Source organism: Pseudomonas sp. HB05, from assembly GCF_016756915.1.
GTDB lineage: Bacteria > Pseudomonadota > Gammaproteobacteria > Pseudomonadales > Pseudomonadaceae > Aquipseudomonas > Aquipseudomonas alvandae.
Genome location: NZ_JAESPG010000022.1, coordinates 75,803 through 94,274, shown reverse-complemented (window position 1 = coordinate 94,274; position 18,472 = coordinate 75,803). Strand labels below are relative to the sequence as shown.

The 18,472-nt window shown below is 61.5% G+C and carries 18 protein-coding genes; 15 read left to right on the top strand and 3 right to left on the bottom strand.

The annotated features are described in order from the left end of the window. Window positions 1–80 precede the first annotated feature (80 nt). The 13 genes from iolE to JMN22_RS19420 all read left to right on the top strand — a co-directional run bounded on the left by iolE (window position 81) and on the right by JMN22_RS19420 (window position 15,103). Complete coding sequence (gene iolE / locus JMN22_RS19480; RefSeq protein WP_198797444.1) at window positions 81–974, top strand: myo-inosose-2 dehydratase; 894 nt, start codon at window positions 81–83, stop codon at window positions 972–974. Then, entirely contained in the window at window positions 971–1,780 is an 810-nt protein-coding gene (gene iolB, locus JMN22_RS19475; RefSeq protein WP_198797445.1) for a 5-deoxy-glucuronate isomerase, read from the top strand. The genes iolE and iolB overlap by 4 nt, the downstream gene beginning before the upstream one ends. 30 nt (window positions 1,781–1,810) lie before the next feature. Continuing rightward, entirely contained in the window at window positions 1,811–3,313 is a 1,503-nt protein-coding gene (locus JMN22_RS19470; RefSeq protein WP_198797446.1) for a CoA-acylating methylmalonate-semialdehyde dehydrogenase, read from the top strand. 32 nt (window positions 3,314–3,345) lie between these two features. Next, a complete protein-coding gene (locus JMN22_RS19465; protein ID WP_198797447.1) occupies window positions 3,346–4,167 on the top strand; it encodes a TIM barrel protein in 822 nt (273 codons plus the stop codon). A 152-nt stretch (window positions 4,168–4,319) separates the two neighbouring features. Beyond that, the gene (iolD, locus tag JMN22_RS19460; RefSeq protein WP_198797448.1) at window positions 4,320–6,251 is read left to right on the top strand and encodes a 3D-(3,5/4)-trihydroxycyclohexane-1,2-dione acylhydrolase (decyclizing); all 1,932 of its coding nucleotides are present in this window, start codon (window positions 4,320–4,322) and stop codon (window positions 6,249–6,251) included. 31 nt (window positions 6,252–6,282) lie between these two features. Continuing rightward, a complete protein-coding gene (locus tag JMN22_RS19455; protein WP_030141281.1) occupies window positions 6,283–7,293 on the top strand; it encodes a Gfo/Idh/MocA family protein in 1,011 nt (336 codons plus the stop codon). A gap of 150 nt (window positions 7,294–7,443) precedes the next feature. Then, the gene (locus tag JMN22_RS19450; RefSeq protein WP_198797449.1) at window positions 7,444–8,496 is read left to right on the top strand and encodes a Gfo/Idh/MocA family protein; all 1,053 of its coding nucleotides are present in this window, start codon (window positions 7,444–7,446) and stop codon (window positions 8,494–8,496) included. A gap of 142 nt (window positions 8,497–8,638) precedes the next feature. Continuing rightward, window positions 8,639–8,791: a hypothetical protein gene (locus tag JMN22_RS19445; RefSeq protein ID WP_187293342.1), complete on the top strand. Its 153-nt coding sequence runs from the start codon at window positions 8,639–8,641 to the stop codon at window positions 8,789–8,791. Between the two features lie 53 nt (window positions 8,792–8,844). Further along, window positions 8,845–9,768, top strand: coding sequence for a sugar ABC transporter substrate-binding protein (locus JMN22_RS19440; protein ID WP_030141283.1), 924 nt, complete (start codon window positions 8,845–8,847; stop codon window positions 9,766–9,768). A gap of 73 nt (window positions 9,769–9,841) precedes the next feature. Further along, a complete protein-coding gene (locus tag JMN22_RS19435) occupies window positions 9,842–11,395 on the top strand; it encodes a sugar ABC transporter ATP-binding protein (protein WP_030141284.1) in 1,554 nt (517 codons plus the stop codon). A 34-nt stretch (window positions 11,396–11,429) separates the two neighbouring features. After that, window positions 11,430–12,452: an ABC transporter permease gene (locus JMN22_RS19430; RefSeq protein ID WP_030141285.1), complete on the top strand. Its 1,023-nt coding sequence runs from the start codon at window positions 11,430–11,432 to the stop codon at window positions 12,450–12,452. Between the two features lie 467 nt (window positions 12,453–12,919). After that, window positions 12,920–13,324, top strand: coding sequence for a TraR/DksA family transcriptional regulator (locus JMN22_RS19425; protein WP_030141286.1), 405 nt, complete (start codon window positions 12,920–12,922; stop codon window positions 13,322–13,324). Between the two features lie 171 nt (window positions 13,325–13,495). Beyond that, complete coding sequence (locus JMN22_RS19420) at window positions 13,496–15,103, top strand: methyl-accepting chemotaxis protein (RefSeq protein WP_198797450.1); 1,608 nt, start codon at window positions 13,496–13,498, stop codon at window positions 15,101–15,103. Between the two features lie 192 nt (window positions 15,104–15,295). On the opposite strand, the gene JMN22_RS19415 is transcribed toward JMN22_RS19420, so the two are convergent. The 3 genes from JMN22_RS19415 to JMN22_RS26900 form a co-directional block, all read right to left on the bottom strand. Then, complete coding sequence (locus JMN22_RS19415; protein ID WP_030141288.1) at window positions 15,296–15,532, bottom strand: DUF2789 family protein; 237 nt, start codon at window positions 15,530–15,532, stop codon at window positions 15,296–15,298. A gap of 90 nt (window positions 15,533–15,622) precedes the next feature. Beyond that, window positions 15,623–15,853, bottom strand: coding sequence for a hypothetical protein (locus JMN22_RS19410; RefSeq protein ID WP_181290429.1), 231 nt, complete (start codon window positions 15,851–15,853; stop codon window positions 15,623–15,625). 122 nt (window positions 15,854–15,975) lie between these two features. Then, the gene (locus JMN22_RS26900; protein WP_148290004.1) at window positions 15,976–16,212 is read right to left on the bottom strand and encodes a hypothetical protein; all 237 of its coding nucleotides are present in this window, start codon (window positions 16,210–16,212) and stop codon (window positions 15,976–15,978) included. Between the two features lie 409 nt (window positions 16,213–16,621). Here JMN22_RS26900 and JMN22_RS19400 point away from each other — a divergent pair, with 409 nt between their 5' ends. Both JMN22_RS19400 and JMN22_RS19395 read left to right on the top strand, forming a co-directional pair. Continuing rightward, window positions 16,622–17,071 (top strand): hypothetical protein, encoded by a 450-nt coding sequence (locus JMN22_RS19400; protein ID WP_030141289.1) that lies wholly within the window; start codon window positions 16,622–16,624, stop codon window positions 17,069–17,071. Between the two features lie 187 nt (window positions 17,072–17,258). Next, window positions 17,259–18,269 (top strand): ABC transporter substrate-binding protein, encoded by a 1,011-nt coding sequence (locus tag JMN22_RS19395; RefSeq protein WP_030141290.1) that lies wholly within the window; start codon window positions 17,259–17,261, stop codon window positions 18,267–18,269. Window positions 18,270–18,472 lie beyond the last annotated feature (203 nt).

Below are 18,472 nucleotides of genomic sequence, written 5' to 3'. Positions count from 1 at the left end.
CGGGGATAAATCCCCTCGCCACAATAAGTATTCCAAACGATTTTCGTTATTCAGTTTGAAAAACAATAAAAGGTGCAGCCATGCCCGCAATCCGAATTGGCATCAACCCGATTTCCTGGAGCAACGACGACCTGCCATCCCTCGGCGGCGAGACGCCCTTGAGCACGGCGTTGAGCGAAGGCAAGGAAATCGGCTACGAAGGTTTCGAGCTCAATGGCAAGTTTCCCAAGGACGCCAAGGGCGTCGGCGACGTGCTGCGCCCGTATGACCTGGCGCTGGTGTCCGGCTGGTACTCCAGTCGCCTGGCGCGGCGTTCGGCCGCCGAGGAGATCGACGCCATCGCCAGTCATGTCGAGCTGTTGGCGCAGAACGGCGCGACGGTGCTGGTCTATGGCGAGGTGGCGGACTCGATCCAGGGCCAGCGCATCCCGCTGATCGAACGCCCGCGCTTCCACACTGACGAAGCCTGGCAAGCCTACGCCGACAAGCTCACCGAACTGGCGCGCTTCACCTTGTCCCACGGCGTGCGCCTGGCGTATCACCACCACATGGGCGCCTACGTCGAATCGCCTTCGGACATCGACAAGCTGATGGCCCTGACCGGCAGCGAAGTGGGCCTGTTGTTCGACTCGGGCCATTGCTACATGGGCGGCGGCGAACCGTTGCAAGTCCTGCGCAAGCACATCGAGCGCATCTGCCACGTGCATTTCAAGGACGTGCGCAAACCGGTGGTGCAGTTGGCACGCAACAACCTCTGGAGTTTCCCCGACTGCATCATCAACGGCACCTTCACCGTGCCGGGGGACGGCGACATCGATTTCGCCGCGTTGCTCGACGTCCTGCTCGCCGCCGATTACCACGGCTGGCTCGTGGTGGAAGCCGAGCAGGATCCGGCGGTAGCGCCGAGCTATGTCTACGCCAAGAAGGGCTACGACACCTTGCGTGCCCTGCTGCAAGAGAGGATGCCGGCATGAGCCTGTTGATCAAGAGCAATCCCAGCGGCCAAAAGCTGGTCGAACTGCCCCATGGCGCGTTGGAGTACGTGGGGTTCGCCGCCTACCGCCTGAGCCTCGGCGAAACCCTTCCGGTGATGGCCGGTGACAAGGAATTGTGCGTGGTCCTGCTCAGCGGACGCATCGACCTCAAGGGCGAAGCGCCCGGGCAGGGAGCCTTCAACTGGGACAACCTCGGTGACCGCCAATCGGTGTTCGAGGACAAATCACCCTTCGCGGCGTATCTCCCGCCCGGCAGCCAGGCCCAAGTCACCGCCCTGAACGATGTGCAGGTGGCGGTGTGCGCCGCGCCGGGGGCTGCCCAGCATACTTATGGTCCACGGCTGATCCGTCCGGACAGCATGAAACGCAGCGTGCGCGGCAAGGGCGCCAATACCCGATACGTCTGCGACATCCTGCCCGACAGCGAGCCGGCCCATTCGCTGCTGGTGGTGGAAGTGCGCACGCCGTCCGGCCATTCGTCCAGCTACCCGCCGCACAAGCACGACACCGACGACCTGCCGCACCAGAGTTTTCTCGAAGAAACCTATTACCACCAGGTCAACCCGTCCCAGGGCTTCGTGTTCCAGCGGGTCTACACCGACGACCGCAGCATCGACCAGGCCATGGCCGTGGAGAACAGTGACCTGGTGGTGGTACCCAAGGGTTATCACCCGGTCAGCGTGCCCTATGGGTACGAGTCGTATTACCTGAATGTCATGGCCGGTCCGAAGCGGGTCTGGCAGTTCCATAACGACCCGCAGCACAGCTGGCTGCTCGACCTCTGAATTCCAATATTCCAACGGAGAACCAGGACAATGAGCGACACCCCGGTAATAGGCCATTACATCAACGGCCAAGTGCAGGACAGCGAAACCGCGCGCTCCAGCAACGTCTTCAACCCGGCCACCGGCGCGGTGCAGGCGCGGGTGGCCCTGGCCGAGCCGAGTACCGTCGACGCGGCGGTGGCCTCGGCGCTGGCGGCGTTCCCGGCCTGGTCCGAACAGTCGTCGTTGCGCCGTTCGCGGGTGATGTTCAAGTTCAAGGAACTGCTCGACCGCCATCACGACGAACTGGCGCAAATCATCAGCCGTGAACACGGCAAGGTGCTGTCCGACGCCCACGGTGAAGTCACTCGCGGCATCGAGATCGTCGAGTACGCCTGCGGTGCACCCAACCTGCTCAAGACCGATTTCAGTGACAACATCGGCGGCGGTATCGACAACTGGAACCTGCGCCAGCCGCTGGGTGTGTGCGCCGGCGTCACGCCGTTCAACTTCCCGGTGATGGTGCCGCTGTGGATGATTCCGCTGGCATTGGTTGCCGGCAATTGCTTCATCCTCAAACCTTCGGAGCGCGACCCGTCCGCCAGCCTGCTGATGGCCCGCCTGTTGACTGAAGCCGGCTTGCCGGACGGCGTGTTCAATGTGGTCCAGGGCGACAAGGCGGCGGTGGATGCGCTGTTGCAGCACCCGGATATCGAGGCGATTTCCTTTGTCGGCTCTACGCCCATCGCCGAGTACATCCACCAGCAGGGCACCGCGCATGGCAAGCGCGTGCAGGCCCTGGGCGGGGCGAAGAACCACATGATCGTCATGCCCGACGCCGACCTCGACCAGGCGGCGGACGCCTTGATCGGCGCGGCCTACGGCTCGGCCGGCGAGCGCTGCATGGCGATTTCCATTGCCGTGGCGGTGGGCGATGTCGGTGATGAGTTGATCGCCCGGCTGCTGCCGCGTATCGACCAATTGAAGGTCGGCAATGGCCAGCAACCCGGCACCGACATGGGGCCGCTGGTCACCGCCGAGCACAAGGCCAAGGTGGAAGGTTTTATCGATGCTGGCGTGGCCGAGGGCGCTCGGCTGATCGTCGACGGTCGGGGTTTCAAGGTGCCGGGGGCCGAGCAAGGATTTTTCGTCGGCGCGACGCTGTTCGACCAGGTCACCGCCGAGATGAGCATCTATAAGCAAGAGATCTTTGGCCCGGTGCTGGGCATCGTTCGTGTACCGGATTTCGCCACCGCGGTGGCGCTGATCAACGCCCATGAGTTCGGCAACGGCGTGTCGTGCTTCACCCGTGACGGCGGCATCGCCCGGGCGTTCGCGCGCAGCATCAAGGTCGGCATGGTGGGCATCAACGTGCCGATCCCGGTGCCGATGGCCTGGCATTCCTTTGGCGGCTGGAAGCGTTCGCTGTTCGGCGACCACCATGCCTACGGCGAGGAAGGCCTGCGTTTCTACAGTCGCTACAAGAGCGTGATGCAACGCTGGCCCGACAGCATCGCCAAGGGCCCCGAATTCAGCATGCCCACTGCCCAATAACTCATTTCATGAATGCCGGAGGGAGAACAACAATGAACCAGCCCCTGCGTTTTGCCCTGAACCGAATGGTTGCCCCACGCCTGTCACTGCCTGCTTTCATCGACTTGGCGCTGGCGTTGAAAACCGACGCCATCGAGATTCGCAATGATCTGAAAGGTGTCGAGATCGAAGACGGCATGCCCCCGGCCCGCGTCCGCGAGTTGTGCGAGGCACGCGACATCAAGGTGCTGTCGATCAACGCCCTGTACCCGTTCGATGTATGGAACGAAGAGCGTCGCGCCCAGGCTGTGCGCCTGGCCGACTATGCCCGTGAGTGCGGTGCCGAAGGGCTGGTGATGTGCCCGCTCAACGACCGCGCGGACCCACGCAGCGAGGCCGAACGTGCGTCGGGGCTGCGCACGGCCCTTAATGAACTGGCACCGATCCTGCGCGCCTTCGGCATCTACGGTTTCATCGAGCCTTTGGGTTTCGAGGAGTGCTCGCTGCGGCGCAAACGCACGGCGGTGGAAGCGATCAAGGCCATTGGCGGGCTGGACGTGTTCCGCCTGGTGCATGACACCTTCCACCATCATCTGGCCGGCGAGCAGGAATTCTTCCCTGAACTGACCGGGCTGGTGCACATCTCCGGGGTCGAGGATGCCAAGGCACCCTTGGCGACGATTCGTGACGGCCACCGGGTGCTGGTGGGCGAGGGCGATATTCTCGGCAATGCCGGGCAGATCGAGGCGCTGCTCCGCGGCGGCTATGACGGTTACCTGTCCTTCGAGCCGTTTGCCGAAAGCGTTCATGAGTTGGCCGATATTCGCCAGGCGTTGGGGGCGAGCATGAATCACTTGCAAAGCTCCCGGGCCTGACACGATTTGCTGAACGATGGAGCCTCCCCTGTGGGAGCGAGCTTGCTCGCGATAGCGGTATGTCAGGCGACATTAATGTTGGATGTATGGTCGCCTTCGCGAGCAAGCTCGCTCCCACAGTTGACCGAGTTGCGTTTGAAAAAGGTGCAAGCATGACCACAACACGACTGACCATGGCCCAGGCCCTGGTGAAATTCCTCGATAACCAGTACGTCGAGGTCGATGGCGTCCAGAGCAAGTTTATCGCCGGGGTGTTTACCATTTTCGGCCACGGCAACGTGCTGGGCCTGGGCCAGGCGCTGGAGCAGGACAGCGGCGACCTGGTGGTCCATCAGGGCCGCAACGAGCAGGGTATGGCCCATGCCGCCATCGGCTTTGCCAAGCAGCACCTGCGGCGCAAGATCTACGCCTGTACTTCGTCGGTCGGTCCCGGCGCGGCGAACATGCTGACCGCTGCCGCCACCGCGACGGCCAATCGCATCCCGCTGCTGCTGTTGCCGGGCGATGTCTACGCCAGTCGCCAGCCGGACCCGGTGCTGCAACAGATCGAGCAATTCCATGACCTGAGCATCAGCACCAACGATGCGTTCAAGGCCGTGAGCAAATACTGGGATCGCATCAACCGCCCCGAGCAATTGATGAGCGCCGCGATCCAGGCCATGCGCGTGTTGACCGACCCGGCCGAAACCGGTGCGGTGACCCTGGCGCTGCCCCAGGACGTGCAGGCCGAAGCTTATGATTACCCGGATTACTTCCTGCAGAAACGCGTGCATCGTATCGACCGCCGTCCGGCCACCGAAGCGATGCTCGGCGACGCGTTGGCGCTGTTCAAGGGCAAGCGCAAGCCGCTGATCATCTGCGGCGGCGGGGTGAAATACTCCGGGGCCAACGCGGTATTGCAAGCCTTCGCCGAGCGCTTCGACATTCCTTTTGCCGAAACCCAGGCGGGGAAAAGCGCCATCGTCTCCAGCCATCCGCTGAACGTGGGCGGCGTCGGCGAGACCGGTTGCCTGGCAGCGAACCTGCTGGCCAAGGAAGCGGACCTGATCATCGGTATCGGCACCCGCTACAGCGATTTCACCACGGCGTCGAAATGGCTGTTCCAGCACCCCGACGCGCAATTCCTCAACCTCAACATCAGCCCGTGCGATGCGCTGAAACTCGACGGCGTGCAACTGCTGGCCGACGCCCGTTCTGGCCTGGAGGCGCTGGCCGGCAAACTGGGGGACTACCGTGCCGAATGGGGCGGGCAGATCGCCGACGCCAAGGCCCAGCTCGACGCGGAAGTGGACCGGATCTACCAGGCGGATTTCCAGACCCAGGATTTCGTCCCGGAAATCAACGATCACATGGACCCGGCGGTGTTTCGCGAATTCATCGAACTCACCGGCTCCTGCCTGACCCAGAGCCGCGTGCTGGGCACGCTCAACCAAACCTTGGCGGACGACGCCATCATCGTCGCTGCCGCCGGCAGCCTGCCTGGCGATTTGCAACGCAGTTGGCGGAGCAAGGGCGTGAACACTTACCACGTCGAATATGCCTATTCGTGCATGGGCTACGAGGTGAATGCGGCGTTGGGGGTGAAGCTCGCCGAGCCGGACAAAGAGGTCTACGCGCTGGTGGGCGACGGTTCCTACATGATGCTGCATTCGGAACTGGCGACCTCGATCCAGGAGCGGCGCAAGATCAACGTGGTGCTGCTGGACAACATGACCTTCGGCTGCATCAACAATCTGCAAATGGAACACGGCATGGACAGCTTCGGCACCGAGTTCCGCTTCCGCAACCCCGAGACTGGCAAGCTCGACGGCGGCTTCGTGCCGGTGGACTTCGCCATGAGCGCTGCGGCCTACGGCTGCAAGACCTACACGGTCAAGACGCTGGACGAGTTGCACGCGGCCCTGGCCGATGCCCGGCGCCAGACGGTCTCGACGCTGATCGACATCAAGGTCCTGCCCAAGACCATGATCCACAAATACCTGTCGTGGTGGCGGGTCGGCGTGGCGCAAGTCTCCACCAGCGCCCGCACCGATGCCGTCGCCAAGACCCTCAACGAACGACTGGCCAAGGCCCGTCAATACTGATTGCGCCAACACCTACATTAAGGAGTTCCACATGTCTTTGAAGCTGGGCGTCATCGGCACCGGGGCCATCGGCCAGGACCATATCCGTCGTTGCAGCCAGACCTTGCTCAACAGCCAGGTGGTGGCGGTGACCGACATCAACCTTGCCCAGGCGGCGAAAGTGGTGGCCGACCTGAAACTGACCGCCGAGGTGTATCCGGACGGCCACGCGCTGATCAAGGCGCCGGACGTCGAGGCGATCCTTGTCACGTCCTGGGGACCGAGCCATGAAGAATTCGTGCTGGCGGCCATCGCGGCAGGCAAACCGGTGTTCTGCGAAAAACCCCTGGCGGTCACGGCCGAAGGCTGCCGCAAGATCGTCGAAGCCGAAGTGGCCCACGGCAAGCGCCTGGTGCAGGTCGGTTTCATGCGGCCATATGATGAAGGTTATCGAGCGCTCAAATCGGTGATCGACAGCGGCCAGATCGGCGAGCCGCTGATGCTGCATTGCGCCCACCGCAACCCGAGCGTGGGCGAAAACTACAAGACCGACATGGCGATCACCGACACCCTGATCCACGAGCTGGACGTGCTGCGCTGGCTGCTGGCCGATGACTATGTGTCGGTGCAGGTGGTGTTCCCCCGCAAGAGCAGCAAGGCCTTGGCTCACCTGCGCGATCCGCAGATCGTCCTGCTGGAAACCGCCAAGGGCACGCGGATCGACGTCGAGGTGTTCGTCAATTGCCAGTACGGTTACGACATCCAATGCGAAGTGGTGGGGGAGACCGGCATCGCCAAGCTGCCGGAACCGTCCCAGGTGCAGCTGCGCAGCGGCGCCAAGTTGTCCAATGCGATCCTGATGGATTGGAAGGATCGCTTCATCGCCGCCTATGACGTCGAGTTGCAGGCGTTTATCGACGGCGTGCGCGCCGGGCAGGTGGGCGGGCCGTCGGCGTGGGATGGTTTTGCGGCGGCGGTGGCGGCGGATGCCTGCATCGAAGCGCAGCAGAGTGGGCAGATCGTCAAGGTCGACCTGCCGGAGCGGCCACGCTTTTACGGCTGACCACATTCCCTCTGTGGGAGCGGGCTTGCTCCGGGCGACGATCCGACGAAGACGGCGGCACATCCAACATGGATGTCGACTGACACTACGCCTTCGCGAGCAAGCCCGCTCCCACAAGGGGCCTGCGTTATTTCCAGATAAGGAGCCTTCATGCGAATCGGACTAGTCGGCTATGGCAAGGGTGGGCGGTTCTTTCATGCGCCACTCATCAGCAGTCTGCCCGGCGCTACGTTCGTCGGCGTGGTGACCCGCTCCGCCGAGCGGCGCCAGCAATTGGCAACCGACCACCCCGGCGTCCAGGCCTTCGACAGCCTGGCGCAACTGGTGGCGGCCGGCGTCGATGCGGTGGTGGTGTCAACGCCGCTGGAGGCCCGTCCGGCCGTGGTGATGGAAGCCATCGAGCACGGCGTGGCGGTGGTCAGCGACAAGCCTTTTGCCCTTGACTCCGCCCAGGCCGAAGCGATGGTGCTGGCCGCCGAACGCCGCAACGTGCCGTTGAGCGTGTACCAGAACCGTCGCTGGGATTCGGATTTCCTGACCGTGCGCAAATTGCTCGCGTCCGGCGCCCTGGGTCAGGTCATTCGCTTTGAGTCCAGCGTAGAGCGTTACTCGCCGACCTCGGTGGGCAAAGGCAGCGGCGGGGGATTCCTGCGTGACCTGGGCAGCCATCTGGTGGACCAGGCGCTGCAGTTGTTCGGGCCGGTGATACGGGTTTATGCCGAGCTGGATTATCGACAGCCGGGCCAGGCGTTCGATAACGGTTTCTTCCTTTCACTGACCCATGCCGGTGGCGTCATTTCCCACTTGAGCGGTAATTGCGTGCAAAACGCTCCACGCCCACGTTTCCGGGTCAGCGGCAGCGAAGGCTGCTATACCGTCGAAGGCCTCGACGGGCAGGAAGCCTTGGCATTGGCGGGGCGGAGCCCAGCCACCGAAGGCGAACGCTGGGGCGCCGAGGAGCACCGGCGCTGGGGTTGGTTCGAGCACGGTGCCGAGCGCGAACGTGTGGCCTCGGAGCGCGGTTGCTGGCTGGAGTTCTATCAGCGCCTCCAGGCCGCGTTGCAGGGCGACGGCCCTCTGCCGGTGGCGGCCCGCGATGCCTTGGCCACGACGCGTATCCTGGACGCTGCCAGGCAAAGTGCGGAGCAAGGCGAGGTGGTGTGTTTATCAGCGCCTGTAGGACATGGAACAAAAAACGAATAAAATTCTAAAATGAGTTGATATGGAAAATATTTTCCAATAAAGTCGATTCCAGGTTACCGACAACCCTGTCCGCGTTTATCCAGGCCTGCCCTGGATGGACGAAGGACGAAACAAAAACAAGAAACACAGCCAGGTACCGTCGATGAAAACCTTCAACCGCTCTGCGTTTCACTTGCCACCGTCCTTGCGCCTGTCCGCAATTCTTCCCTTGTTTGAATCCCTGTGCATCCAGCGCAAGGGCGCCGTGGTGTGCTGCATGCCCGGCGCCCCGATCGTGCGTTTGCCGCGTTCCTGAAGTCCGTCACGCCTTATCCATAAAACAAACAAAAAAGTGGAGAAAGAACGTTCATGAACACCAAGACTCGCATTGCCTCGCTGGCCCTGTCATTGATGTTCGCCAGCGGCGCTGCCCTGGCGGACCTGAAGATCGGCGTCAGCATGTCTCAGTTCGATGACACCTGGTTGACCTACCTGCGCGAATCCATGGACAAGAAGGCCAAGTCCCTGCCGGACGGCGTCACGCTGCAGTTCGAAGACGCGCGCAGCGACGTGGTCAAGCAACTGAGCCAGGTGGAAAGCTTCATCAGCCAGAAGGTCGACGCGCTCATCGTCAACCCGGTGGACACCGCCGCGACCCAGCGCATCACCAAGGCCGCCGTGGCCGCCGGTATCCCGCTGGTGTACGTCAACCGCCGTCCGGACGATCCGAAGCTGCCGCAAGGCGTGGTCACCGTGGCCTCGGATGACCTGGAGGCCGGGCGCATGCAGATGCAATACCTGGCCGACAAGATGGGCGGCAAGGGCGACATCGTGATCCTGCTGGGCGATTTGGCGAACAACTCCACCACCAACCGCACCAAGGGCGTCAAGGAAATCCTCGCCAAATACCCGGGCATCAAGATCGAACAGGAACAGACCGGCACCTGGTCCCGGGACAAGGGCATGACCCTGGTCAACGACTGGCTGACCCAAGGCCGTGAATTCAACGCGGTGGTGTCCAACAACGACGAGATGGCCATCGGCGCCGCCATGGCCCTCAAGCAAGCGGGCACCAAGAAGGGCAGCGTGTTGATTGCCGGGGTCGACGGCACGCCGGACGGCTTGAACGCCATCAAGAAAGGCGACATGGCGGTCTCGGTGTTCCAGGACGCCAAGGGCCAGGCCGATGGCTCCATCGACACGGCGGTCAAAATGGCCAAGGGCGAGAAAATGGAATCCGTCGTGGTGCCGTATCGCCTGATCACGCCGGAGAACGTCGACCAGTTCAAGTGACGCTGCGCCTGGCCCACCACAACAATAAGCAGGCAAGGTCGCCGCGCCGATCTTGCCGAGGGAGTACCTGACCATGTTCGCATCTGCGACTGCTTCGAGCGCCCCGGCGGCAACGTTCCGGCCGGACGTATTACCCGACGAACCGTACCTGTTGGAGGTCGTCAACGTCAGCAAGGGCTTTCCCGGCGTGGTGGCGTTGTCCGACGTGCAATTGCGGGTGCGTCCCGGCTCGGTGCTGGCCCTGATGGGCGAAAACGGCGCAGGCAAATCCACCTTGATGAAGATCATCGCCGGCATCTACCAGCCCGACGCCGGCGAGCTGCGCCTGCGCGGCAAGCCTGTCACCTTCGACACGCCCCTGGCGGCGTTGCAGGCCGGGATTGCGATGATCCACCAGGAACTGAACCTGATGCCGCACATGAGCATCGCCGAGAACATCTGGATCGGCCGTGAACAGCTCAACGGCCTGCACATGGTCGACCACGGTGAAATGCATCGCTGCACCGCCCGGTTGCTGGAGCGCTTGCGCATCAAGCTCGACCCGGAGGAGCAGGTGGGCAACCTGAGCATCGCCGAGCGGCAGATGGTGGAGATCGCCAAGGCGGTCTCGTACGACTCCGACATCCTGATCATGGACGAGCCGACCTCGGCCATCACCGAGACCGAAGTCGCCCACCTGTTCTCGATCATCGCCGACCTCAAGGCCCAGGGTAAGGGCATCATCTACATCACCCACAAAATGAACGAGGTGTTCGCTATCGCCGATGAAGTGGCGGTGTTTCGCGACGGCGCCTACATCGGCCTGCAACGGGCCGACAGCATGGACGGCGACAGTCTGATTTCGATGATGGTCGGACGCGAACTGAGCCAGTTGTTCCCGGTGCGGGACAAGCCCATCGGTGACTTGGTCCTGTCGGTGCGTGACCTGAGCCTGGACGGCATTTTCAAAGACGTGTCGTTCGACCTGCATGCCGGGGAAATCCTTGGCATCGCCGGGCTGATGGGCTCGGGCCGGACCAACGTTGCCGAGGCGATCTTCGGCGTGACCCCGAGTACCGGCGGCGAGATCCTGCTGGACGGCCAGCCGGTGCGCATCACCGACCCGCACATGGCGATCGAGAAGGGCTTCGCGCTGTTGACCGAGGACCGCAAGCTCAGTGGCCTGTTCCCGTGCCTGTCGGTGCTGGAGAACATGGAAATGGCCGTGCTGCCCCATTACGTCGGCAACGGCTTCATCCAGCAGAAAGCCCTGCGGGCGCTGTGCGAAGACATGTGCAAGAAGCTGCGGGTCAAGACGCCTTCCCTGGAGCAGTGCATCGACACCTTGTCCGGCGGCAACCAGCAGAAGGCCTTGCTGGCGCGCTGGTTGATGACCAACCCGCGCATCCTGATCCTCGACGAGCCGACCCGCGGCATCGACGTCGGCGCCAAGGCCGAGATCTACCGGCTCATTGCCTACCTCGCCAGTGAAGGCATGGCGGTGATCATGATTTCTTCGGAGTTGCCGGAAGTGCTGGGTATGAGCGACCGCGTCATGGTCATGCACGAAGGCGACCTGATGGGCACCCTCGACCGCAGCGAAGCCACCCAGGAACGCGTCATGCAACTGGCGTCGGGCCTGTCCTGATGGCCGTCAGTCCAGATAAAAAAGGTAAATGGCTATGAACGCAATATTGGAAAACAAACCCGCGGCCGCACCGGCCAGGACGCGTCGGCGGTTGCCGACGGAACTGAGCATCTTCCTGGTGCTGATTGGCATCGGCCTGGTGTTCGAGCTGTTCGGCTGGATCATGCGCGACCAGAGCTTCCTGATGAACTCCCAGCGCCTGGTGCTGATGATCCTGCAGGTGTCGATCATCGGCTTGCTGGCCATTGGCGTGACCCAGGTGATCATTACCACCGGCATCGACCTGTCATCGGGCTCGGTGCTGGCCCTGTCGGCGATGATCGCCGCCAGCCTGGCCCAGACCTCCGATTTCGCCCGGGCGGTGTTCCCCTCCCTGACTGACCTGCCCGTGTGGATCCCGGTGGTGGCGGGGCTCGGCGTAGGGCTGCTGGCGGGGGCGATCAACGGCAGTATCATTGCCGTGACCGGCATCCCGCCGTTCATTGCCACCCTCGGCATGATGGTCTCGGCTCGTGGCCTGGCGCGCTACTACACCGAAGGCCAGCCGGTGAGCATGTTGTCCGATTCGTACACGGCCATCGGCCATGGCGCGATGCCGGTGATCATCTTCCTGGTGGTGGCGGTGATCTTCCACATTGCCCTGCGCTACACCAAGTACGGCAAGTACACCTATGCCATTGGCGGTAACATGCAGGCGGCGCGAACGTCGGGCATCAACGTCAAGCGTCACCTGGTGATTGTCTACAGCATCGCCGGGCTGCTGGCGGGGCTGGCCGGTGTGGTGGCATCAGCGCGGGCGGCGACCGGGCAGGCGGGCATGGGCATGTCGTATGAGCTGGACGCGATTGCCGCGGCGGTGATCGGCGGCACCAGCCTCGCCGGTGGGGTGGGGCGCATCACCGGGACGGTGATTGGCGCGTTGATCCTCGGGGTCATGGCCAGCGGCTTCACCTTCGTCGGTGTCGATGCGTACATCCAAGACATCATCAAAGGCTTGATTATCGTGGTCGCGGTGGTGATCGATCAGTACCGTAACAAGCGCAAGCTAAAACGCTAGGCTTTGTACGAAAAGTGCCTGCGCGACGATCATGCTGCGTTGAAAACAGGCTCGGAATGCTCATTGACAACCAGTCAACTCCGCTTCCTCGCCTGTTTTCGCCTTGCCTGATCGCCGCTCGGCGACTTTTCGCACAAGCCCTAACTATCTTGATGCGACAAAGCGCCACGCCTGACCCGCGTGGCGCTGCCATTTGTCTTCTTAGTACAGCCATTGCAGCGAATTTCTTGTTATAAACGCACTTCGACGGCTGGCAGAGGCCCGTTAAACGGCATTTGAAGCACTTGTCGGACATTTTCCCCATGTTTTCGGTTGCTGACGCCCCAACTCGGCCTTAGACTGCCGCCCCTCGTAAATTGAGTGCCGGGTGGCGCTTGGAATAGACGGCGCCTTTCCGATGAGCGTGGCCGCTTGATGCGGGACGCTCCATAATTCGCCTTAATGCACGTTTTTTTATAGAGAAATCAATGACAAAGGAAAAGTTGCTGGCCATGCCGGCGGATGACTACATGAATGCCGAGCAACTGGCTTACTTCACCAAGCTGTTGCAGAACATGAAAGTCGAAACCCACGAGCGCATCGAACAGAACCGAATCGCCATTGAAAGCCTGGACAGCCCGGCCGACCCGGCGGACGCTGCTTCCGTAGAAGAAGAGCGCACCTGGCTGGTCAACGCCATCGATCGCGACCAACGCATGCTGCCGCAACTGGAGCAGGCCCTGGACCGCATCAACGATGAAAGCTTCGGCTGGTGCGATGACAGCGGCGAGCCTATCGGCCTCAAGCGCCTGCTGATCAGCCCGACCACCAAATATTGCATCGAAGCTCAAGAACGCCACGAGCAGATCGACAAGCACCAACGTCAGGCCTGATCCCCGTTTCTGGAAAAGATCGCAGCCCTTCATCCGAAGCTGCGATCTTTTTGCTTTCTGATCTTCACGCTTCTTGATCTGTAGCCGAAAACACGACTAATGGACCATGGATAATGGCTCGGTAGTGGCGTTTAATGCTGGCATAACAACGAGAAATGTGGGTGACGAAAAATGGCGACAGACGGATCTCTGGCGGCGACAGCGTCGGCCTCGGTGCCTGTGGCGCGCGGTACGGCGCGCTGGCTGGCGCCGACGTTGCAAAGCCTGGCGCTGGTTGTGTTGCTGTGCGGCGTGACGTTGGGCGGGTGGCCGTTGTACCTGGGCCTGCCCCTGGCAATGCTCATTGTCTGGTTGCCACGCCTGCGCTCGCGCCTGGCCAATGTGCCGGCACAAGCGGCAAACGACAGCCTGGCCGAGCTGACCCGCGACCTCTCCTATACCACCAGCCATAACGCGCTGTCCGCAGCTGGCGTGGCCTATTCCGTCAAGCAGTTGGCCGGCAAGGTCCAGTCGCAACTGGGTGCCGCCGCGCAGATCGTCAGCAATGCCGAATCGATGATCGCCACCGAACAGGCCACCTCGCAGCTCAGCCAACAGGCCTTGGGGGCGGCCAGCGAGGCTCATCGCAGCAGCGTGGCCGGGCGCAGCGAACTGGTGGAATCCATCAGTCGCATGCATCAGCTCAGCCAGCGCGCCAATGAAAGTCGTGAACTGATCGAAGCGCTGAGCGTGCGCAGCGATGAAATCCAGCGCGTAAGCCTGGTCATCCAGTCGATTGCCAGCCAGACCAATCTGCTGGCCCTCAACGCCGCCATCGAGGCAGCGCGGGCCGGTGAACATGGTCGTGGCTTCGCGGTGGTGGCCGATGAGGTGCGCGGCCTGGCCGGGCGCACCGCCGCGGCGACCGGCGAGGTCGGCGTGATGGTGGCGGACATCCAGCAGCGCACCGCGCAAGTCGTCGAGCAGATCCGTCAGTTGGCCGGCGACCTGGACAGCGGCGTGCAGCAAGTCGAGCACACGGGCCAGCACCTGGAAAATATCGCTCGCCTGGCGGCTGGCGTCGAAACCCAGGTCAGCGCCATCGCCCAAGGTACCGACACCAATCGCGAGCAACTGGACAGCCTGTTCCATGCCATCGAGCAGATGCGGGGTGACCTGGCCATCAGCGACCAGCAGACCCAGCGCCTGGCCGAAGCGGCCGTGCAGATGGAGGGCCAGGCCGAAACCATCAGCGAGCGCCTGGCCGAGGTGGGCCTGGACGATTATCACCAACGGGTTTATGACTTGGCCCGGGAAGGGGCTAGCCGGATTGCCGCGCAATTCGAGGCGGACATCGACCAGGGCCGCATCAGTCTGGACGATCTGTTCGACCGAAACTACCAACCCATCCCCAATACCCATCCAGCCAAGTTCCAGACGCGTTTCGACCGCTACACCGATCAGGTGCTGCCGGCGATCCAGGAGCCGTTGCTGGCACGACATGAAGGATTGGTGTTTGCGATTGCCTGCACCCAGCAAGGCTACGTGCCAACCCACAACAACGCGTTCTGCCAGCCGCTGACGGGCGATCCCCAGGTGGACACGCTGAGCAACCGCACCAAGCGCAAGTTCTCCGACCGCACCGGGATTCGCTGTGGCAGTCACCAGCAGCCGGTGCTGCTGCAAACCTACACCCGGGACACCGGTGAGCTGATGCATGACCTGTCGGTGCCGATCATGCTCAAGGGGCGTCATTGGGGTGGGTTGCGGTTGGGCTATAAGCCCGAGAAGCCGCGCTGAGCCTGATCACCGGCAATATGACTAACCTGTGGCGAGGGGATTTATCCCCGCTGGGGTGCGCAGCGCCCCTCATAGCTATCGCTGCGCTACGTCAGGGGGCTGCATACCGGTTTTTCGAGGGGTTGCTCTGCAGCCCAGCGGGGATAAATCCCCTCGCCACAAAAACTTAACTGTCGTTGGCTCATGTAGGGGTTATTTCCCGTCGTGCAGACGCACGTTCAACTGATCCACCAATACCGCCTCTTCGCCGTCAGCAAGCAGCCACTCCCGAAGCAGGTCTTGTTGCTGATCTGACCAGAAGGGCGCATCGACCAGCTTGGTATTCGGGTCCAGCGGGTGCGCCATGATGAAATCGTCGATGGCTGTGCCGTCCGAAGGCAGGCCGAGTTGGTCAAACAGGGTTTTGAGCTCGTGGGATGGTTGTTCCATTTTGTAGGACTCCTCTGGACTGCCGCCGTCATGGCGCCTCGGTTGCTTCCTTCTATCTGAGGCAAGCAGTCGTCAGGAGTTCGATCGGTTTCAAGCTTTCAGCGCACCTTCGTCGATGGCGCGCTTGAGGGCCTTCGCCGCTTCCCTGGCTGCCTGGGCGGCAACTTCAGGAGTCTTGAACCAGCGATCCTTTTCCACCTGGTGACAGGTGATGGCGGTCAACGGTGGTTTGGCGCGCATGACAATCACCGCCTGGAATTCGCCTTCGACCTCTCTGGCCTCGCCTCGAATAAAAAAATCACCGATATCAAGTTCCGTCACGTCGCGCTTCCCTTCATCTTCTGCGAAGACCGCCAATGAGCGGCGGTCTTTTTTGGGCAGCCAGTATGGCAGCACTTGTCGTGGCACGGCTGAGTTAAGTCATGGACGGCTGATAAATGAGCTCAAGCGCGCTGTTCGAGGCTTCTGGCCAGATGGCAGGCTTCGTTGTGATCGGCGCGGAAACCTCTTACACGTCCAGTCGATGTTTCTTCGATGTGAAAAAAACACCTGCCGGCAAGGACAACCCTGTAACGCGGCTGGACCAACGCAATGGGCAGATAATCGCCATCGTCAGCAGCCCCACGGGCTTGGGCAATACTGGGGGTAACAGGGCGGATCAGGGTAGTGGAAGTTGCCATGCGAATTCCTTTTCTATGGTTTACCGACGAATTGCCGGTTATTTCGAGTAGTCTGCGCGCCATCGGCTGCTCTAGAATCGACTACACCGTGGGGGCGGCTGTGCTATCTAAAGCAATTTTTTTTGGCCTCGATGTCAGAAAAAAGCTTTTTTAAGTGAGAAATTTCCCTAAAGTTAGTAGTCCCACCTTTTCCGATGGTCAGAGTGGCGTTTTCCTTCAGCCTCTGGTGACCGCCGGGAAAGACAGCGAGAGCGACAATCCTTTAGTCTTTTCTCGCCCCGGGCCTGGGCGCGCCGTTCACTTCGAATTCAACTACCGGTCATTGCGACCGTGCGGGTTCTCGTGGTCCATCCTCCAAGGGTGGCCGTATAAAGATGGGGATGTTTCCTTGGCAGTAAGTAATCTCGACATGCATGCGTTATTTGTACTGGGTGATCTGCGGGCAAAGCTGGTTAAGCTATTCCAGTCACGTTTTGTCTACATCACCGAGCAGACCGCCGAAGGCATCTATGTTGCCGAAATCGATACTGAGTCGGCATTGGTGGTTGATGACAAGCCGCGGCTCGAGCTCAAGGTTGGTGATCATTTCCGCGCGGCAGTGTTGCCAAGTCGCGAGGGCGGCAAGTTTGAAATCAGGTTTCGTGAAATCAAATTGACTGCCTATGGCCTTGGCGATTATGCCTTCGTCACGACGGCCGACGGCCACGCCATCCTCTTCAAGGAAGGCCACAGCGTGGTCACCGTATTTGCCGCCAATGAACAATTGCAGGAAGGCTTGACCAAGACCCTGAAAGCGGTCACCGCCAAGGCTGCCAAATGGCGCAAAGGTGAACTTGTGACATTCAAGGCCAGTGAGTAACAAGTGACCGTTGGTATAAGAAATGATGAATCGGGTTGATTGGCCTTCGCCCTTTCCCTGTTCGTGACAGTTTTAAAGGCTCTTGCCGGAACCTTGGCTACAGTCAATTGACTGAACTATTCAGAGGCTTGCGTCTGGTTCGCCAGTCCGTTCGGTTTATTGCTGTGTTCGGCATGAGGTATCAAGCATGAAGCGAGTTCGACAGTGGTTGGCTGCCTGGGCCACCCTCGGTGTGTTGGTTTCACCCCTTCCGACGTCTGCTGCATCGGCGCCGATCCATTTCGCCGACCTGAACTGGGAAAGCGGCAGCCTGATCACCGATATGCTGCGAATCATTGTTGAAAAAGGCTACGGTCTATCGACCGACACGCTGCCGGGGACGACCATCACTCTGGAAACCGCCCTGGCCAACAACGACATCCAAGTGATCGGTGAAGAATGGGCCGGTCGCAGTCCGGTGTGGGTCAAGGCCGAGGCCGAGGGCAAAGTGGTTGCCCTGGGCGATACCGTCAAAGGCGCGACCGAAGGCTGGTGGGTGCCGGAATACGTCATCAAGGGCGATCCGGCCAAGGGCATCAAGCCCCTGGCGCCGGACTTGCGCAGCGTCGAGGACCTGGCGCGCTACAAGCACGTATTCAAGGACCCGGAAAGTCCCGACAAGGGCCGCTTTCTCAACAGCCCCATCGGCTGGACGTCCGAGGTGGTCAATAAACAGAAGCTCAAGGCCTACGGCCTTTCCGACAGCTACGTGAATTTCCGCAGCGGTTCCGGCGCCGCGCTCGACGCGGAAATCACCTCTTCGATCCGCCGTGGCAAGCCCATCCTGTTTTACTACTGGTCCCCCACGCCGTTGCTCGGGCGATTCAAGCTGGTGCAACTGCAAGAACCGCCGTTCGATGCCGAGGCCTGGAAAACCCTGACCGATGCCGATAACCCCAATCCGAAACCGACCCGGTCCCTGGCGTCGAAGCTGTCGATTGGTGTGTCCGCGCCGTTCCAGCAGCAACACCCGGACATCGCCGAGTTTTTCAGCAAGGTCGACCTGCCCATCGAGCCGCTGAACAAGGCCCTGGCCGACATGAGCGAGAACCGCACGCCGTCTCGCGAGGCCGCCGAGGCATTCCTCAAGGCCCATCCTCAGGTCTGGCAGGCCTGGGTCCCCAAGGAAGTCGCCGACAAGGTTTCCGCCGGGCTGTAGCGAGCTCCTGCGCCAGTCCGTTGAACAGTTGATCCTGGGCAAGTCGTTATTCGCTGGAAACTGGCAATCTTTGCCGGTCCAGCGAAATGCCAAATTCGAGCTAGGCTTTGTACGAAAAGTCGCCGAGCGGCGATCAGGCAAGGCGAAAACAGGCGAGGAAGCGGAGTTTACGGGTTGTAAATGAGCATTCCGAGCCTGTTTTC

What these genes read in the sequence shown, in the direction of transcription:
- JMN22_RS19400 (WP_030141289.1), top strand. Translation starts at nt 16,622, where the DNA reads ATGCATGCGTTATTTGTACTGGGTGATCTGCGGGCAAAGCTGGTTAAG.
- JMN22_RS19470 (WP_198797446.1), top strand. Translation starts at nt 1,811, where the DNA reads ATGAGCGACACCCCGGTAATAGGCCATTACATCAACGGCCAAGTGCAG.
- JMN22_RS19420 (WP_198797450.1), top strand. Translation starts at nt 13,496, where the DNA reads ATGGCGACAGACGGATCTCTGGCGGCGACAGCGTCGGCCTCGGTGCCT.
- JMN22_RS19450 (WP_198797449.1), top strand. Translation starts at nt 7,444, where the DNA reads ATGCGAATCGGACTAGTCGGCTATGGCAAGGGTGGGCGGTTCTTTCAT.
- JMN22_RS26900 (WP_148290004.1), bottom strand. Translation starts at nt 16,212, where the DNA reads ATGGCAACTTCCACTACCCTGATCCGCCCTGTTACCCCCAGTATTGCC.
- iolD (WP_198797448.1), top strand. Translation starts at nt 4,320, where the DNA reads ATGACCACAACACGACTGACCATGGCCCAGGCCCTGGTGAAATTCCTC.
- JMN22_RS19455 (WP_030141281.1), top strand. Translation starts at nt 6,283, where the DNA reads ATGTCTTTGAAGCTGGGCGTCATCGGCACCGGGGCCATCGGCCAGGAC.
- JMN22_RS19445 (WP_187293342.1), top strand. Translation starts at nt 8,639, where the DNA reads ATGAAAACCTTCAACCGCTCTGCGTTTCACTTGCCACCGTCCTTGCGC.
- JMN22_RS19425 (WP_030141286.1), top strand. Translation starts at nt 12,920, where the DNA reads ATGACAAAGGAAAAGTTGCTGGCCATGCCGGCGGATGACTACATGAAT.
- JMN22_RS19465 (WP_198797447.1), top strand. Translation starts at nt 3,346, where the DNA reads ATGAACCAGCCCCTGCGTTTTGCCCTGAACCGAATGGTTGCCCCACGC.
- iolE (WP_198797444.1), top strand. Translation starts at nt 81, where the DNA reads ATGCCCGCAATCCGAATTGGCATCAACCCGATTTCCTGGAGCAACGAC.
- JMN22_RS19435 (WP_030141284.1), top strand. Translation starts at nt 9,842, where the DNA reads ATGTTCGCATCTGCGACTGCTTCGAGCGCCCCGGCGGCAACGTTCCGG.
- JMN22_RS19415 (WP_030141288.1), bottom strand. Translation starts at nt 15,532, where the DNA reads ATGGAACAACCATCCCACGAGCTCAAAACCCTGTTTGACCAACTCGGC.
- JMN22_RS19395 (WP_030141290.1), top strand. Translation starts at nt 17,259, where the DNA reads ATGAAGCGAGTTCGACAGTGGTTGGCTGCCTGGGCCACCCTCGGTGTG.
- JMN22_RS19440 (WP_030141283.1), top strand. Translation starts at nt 8,845, where the DNA reads ATGAACACCAAGACTCGCATTGCCTCGCTGGCCCTGTCATTGATGTTC.
- iolB (WP_198797445.1), top strand. Translation starts at nt 971, where the DNA reads ATGAGCCTGTTGATCAAGAGCAATCCCAGCGGCCAAAAGCTGGTCGAA.
- JMN22_RS19430 (WP_030141285.1), top strand. Translation starts at nt 11,430, where the DNA reads ATGAACGCAATATTGGAAAACAAACCCGCGGCCGCACCGGCCAGGACG.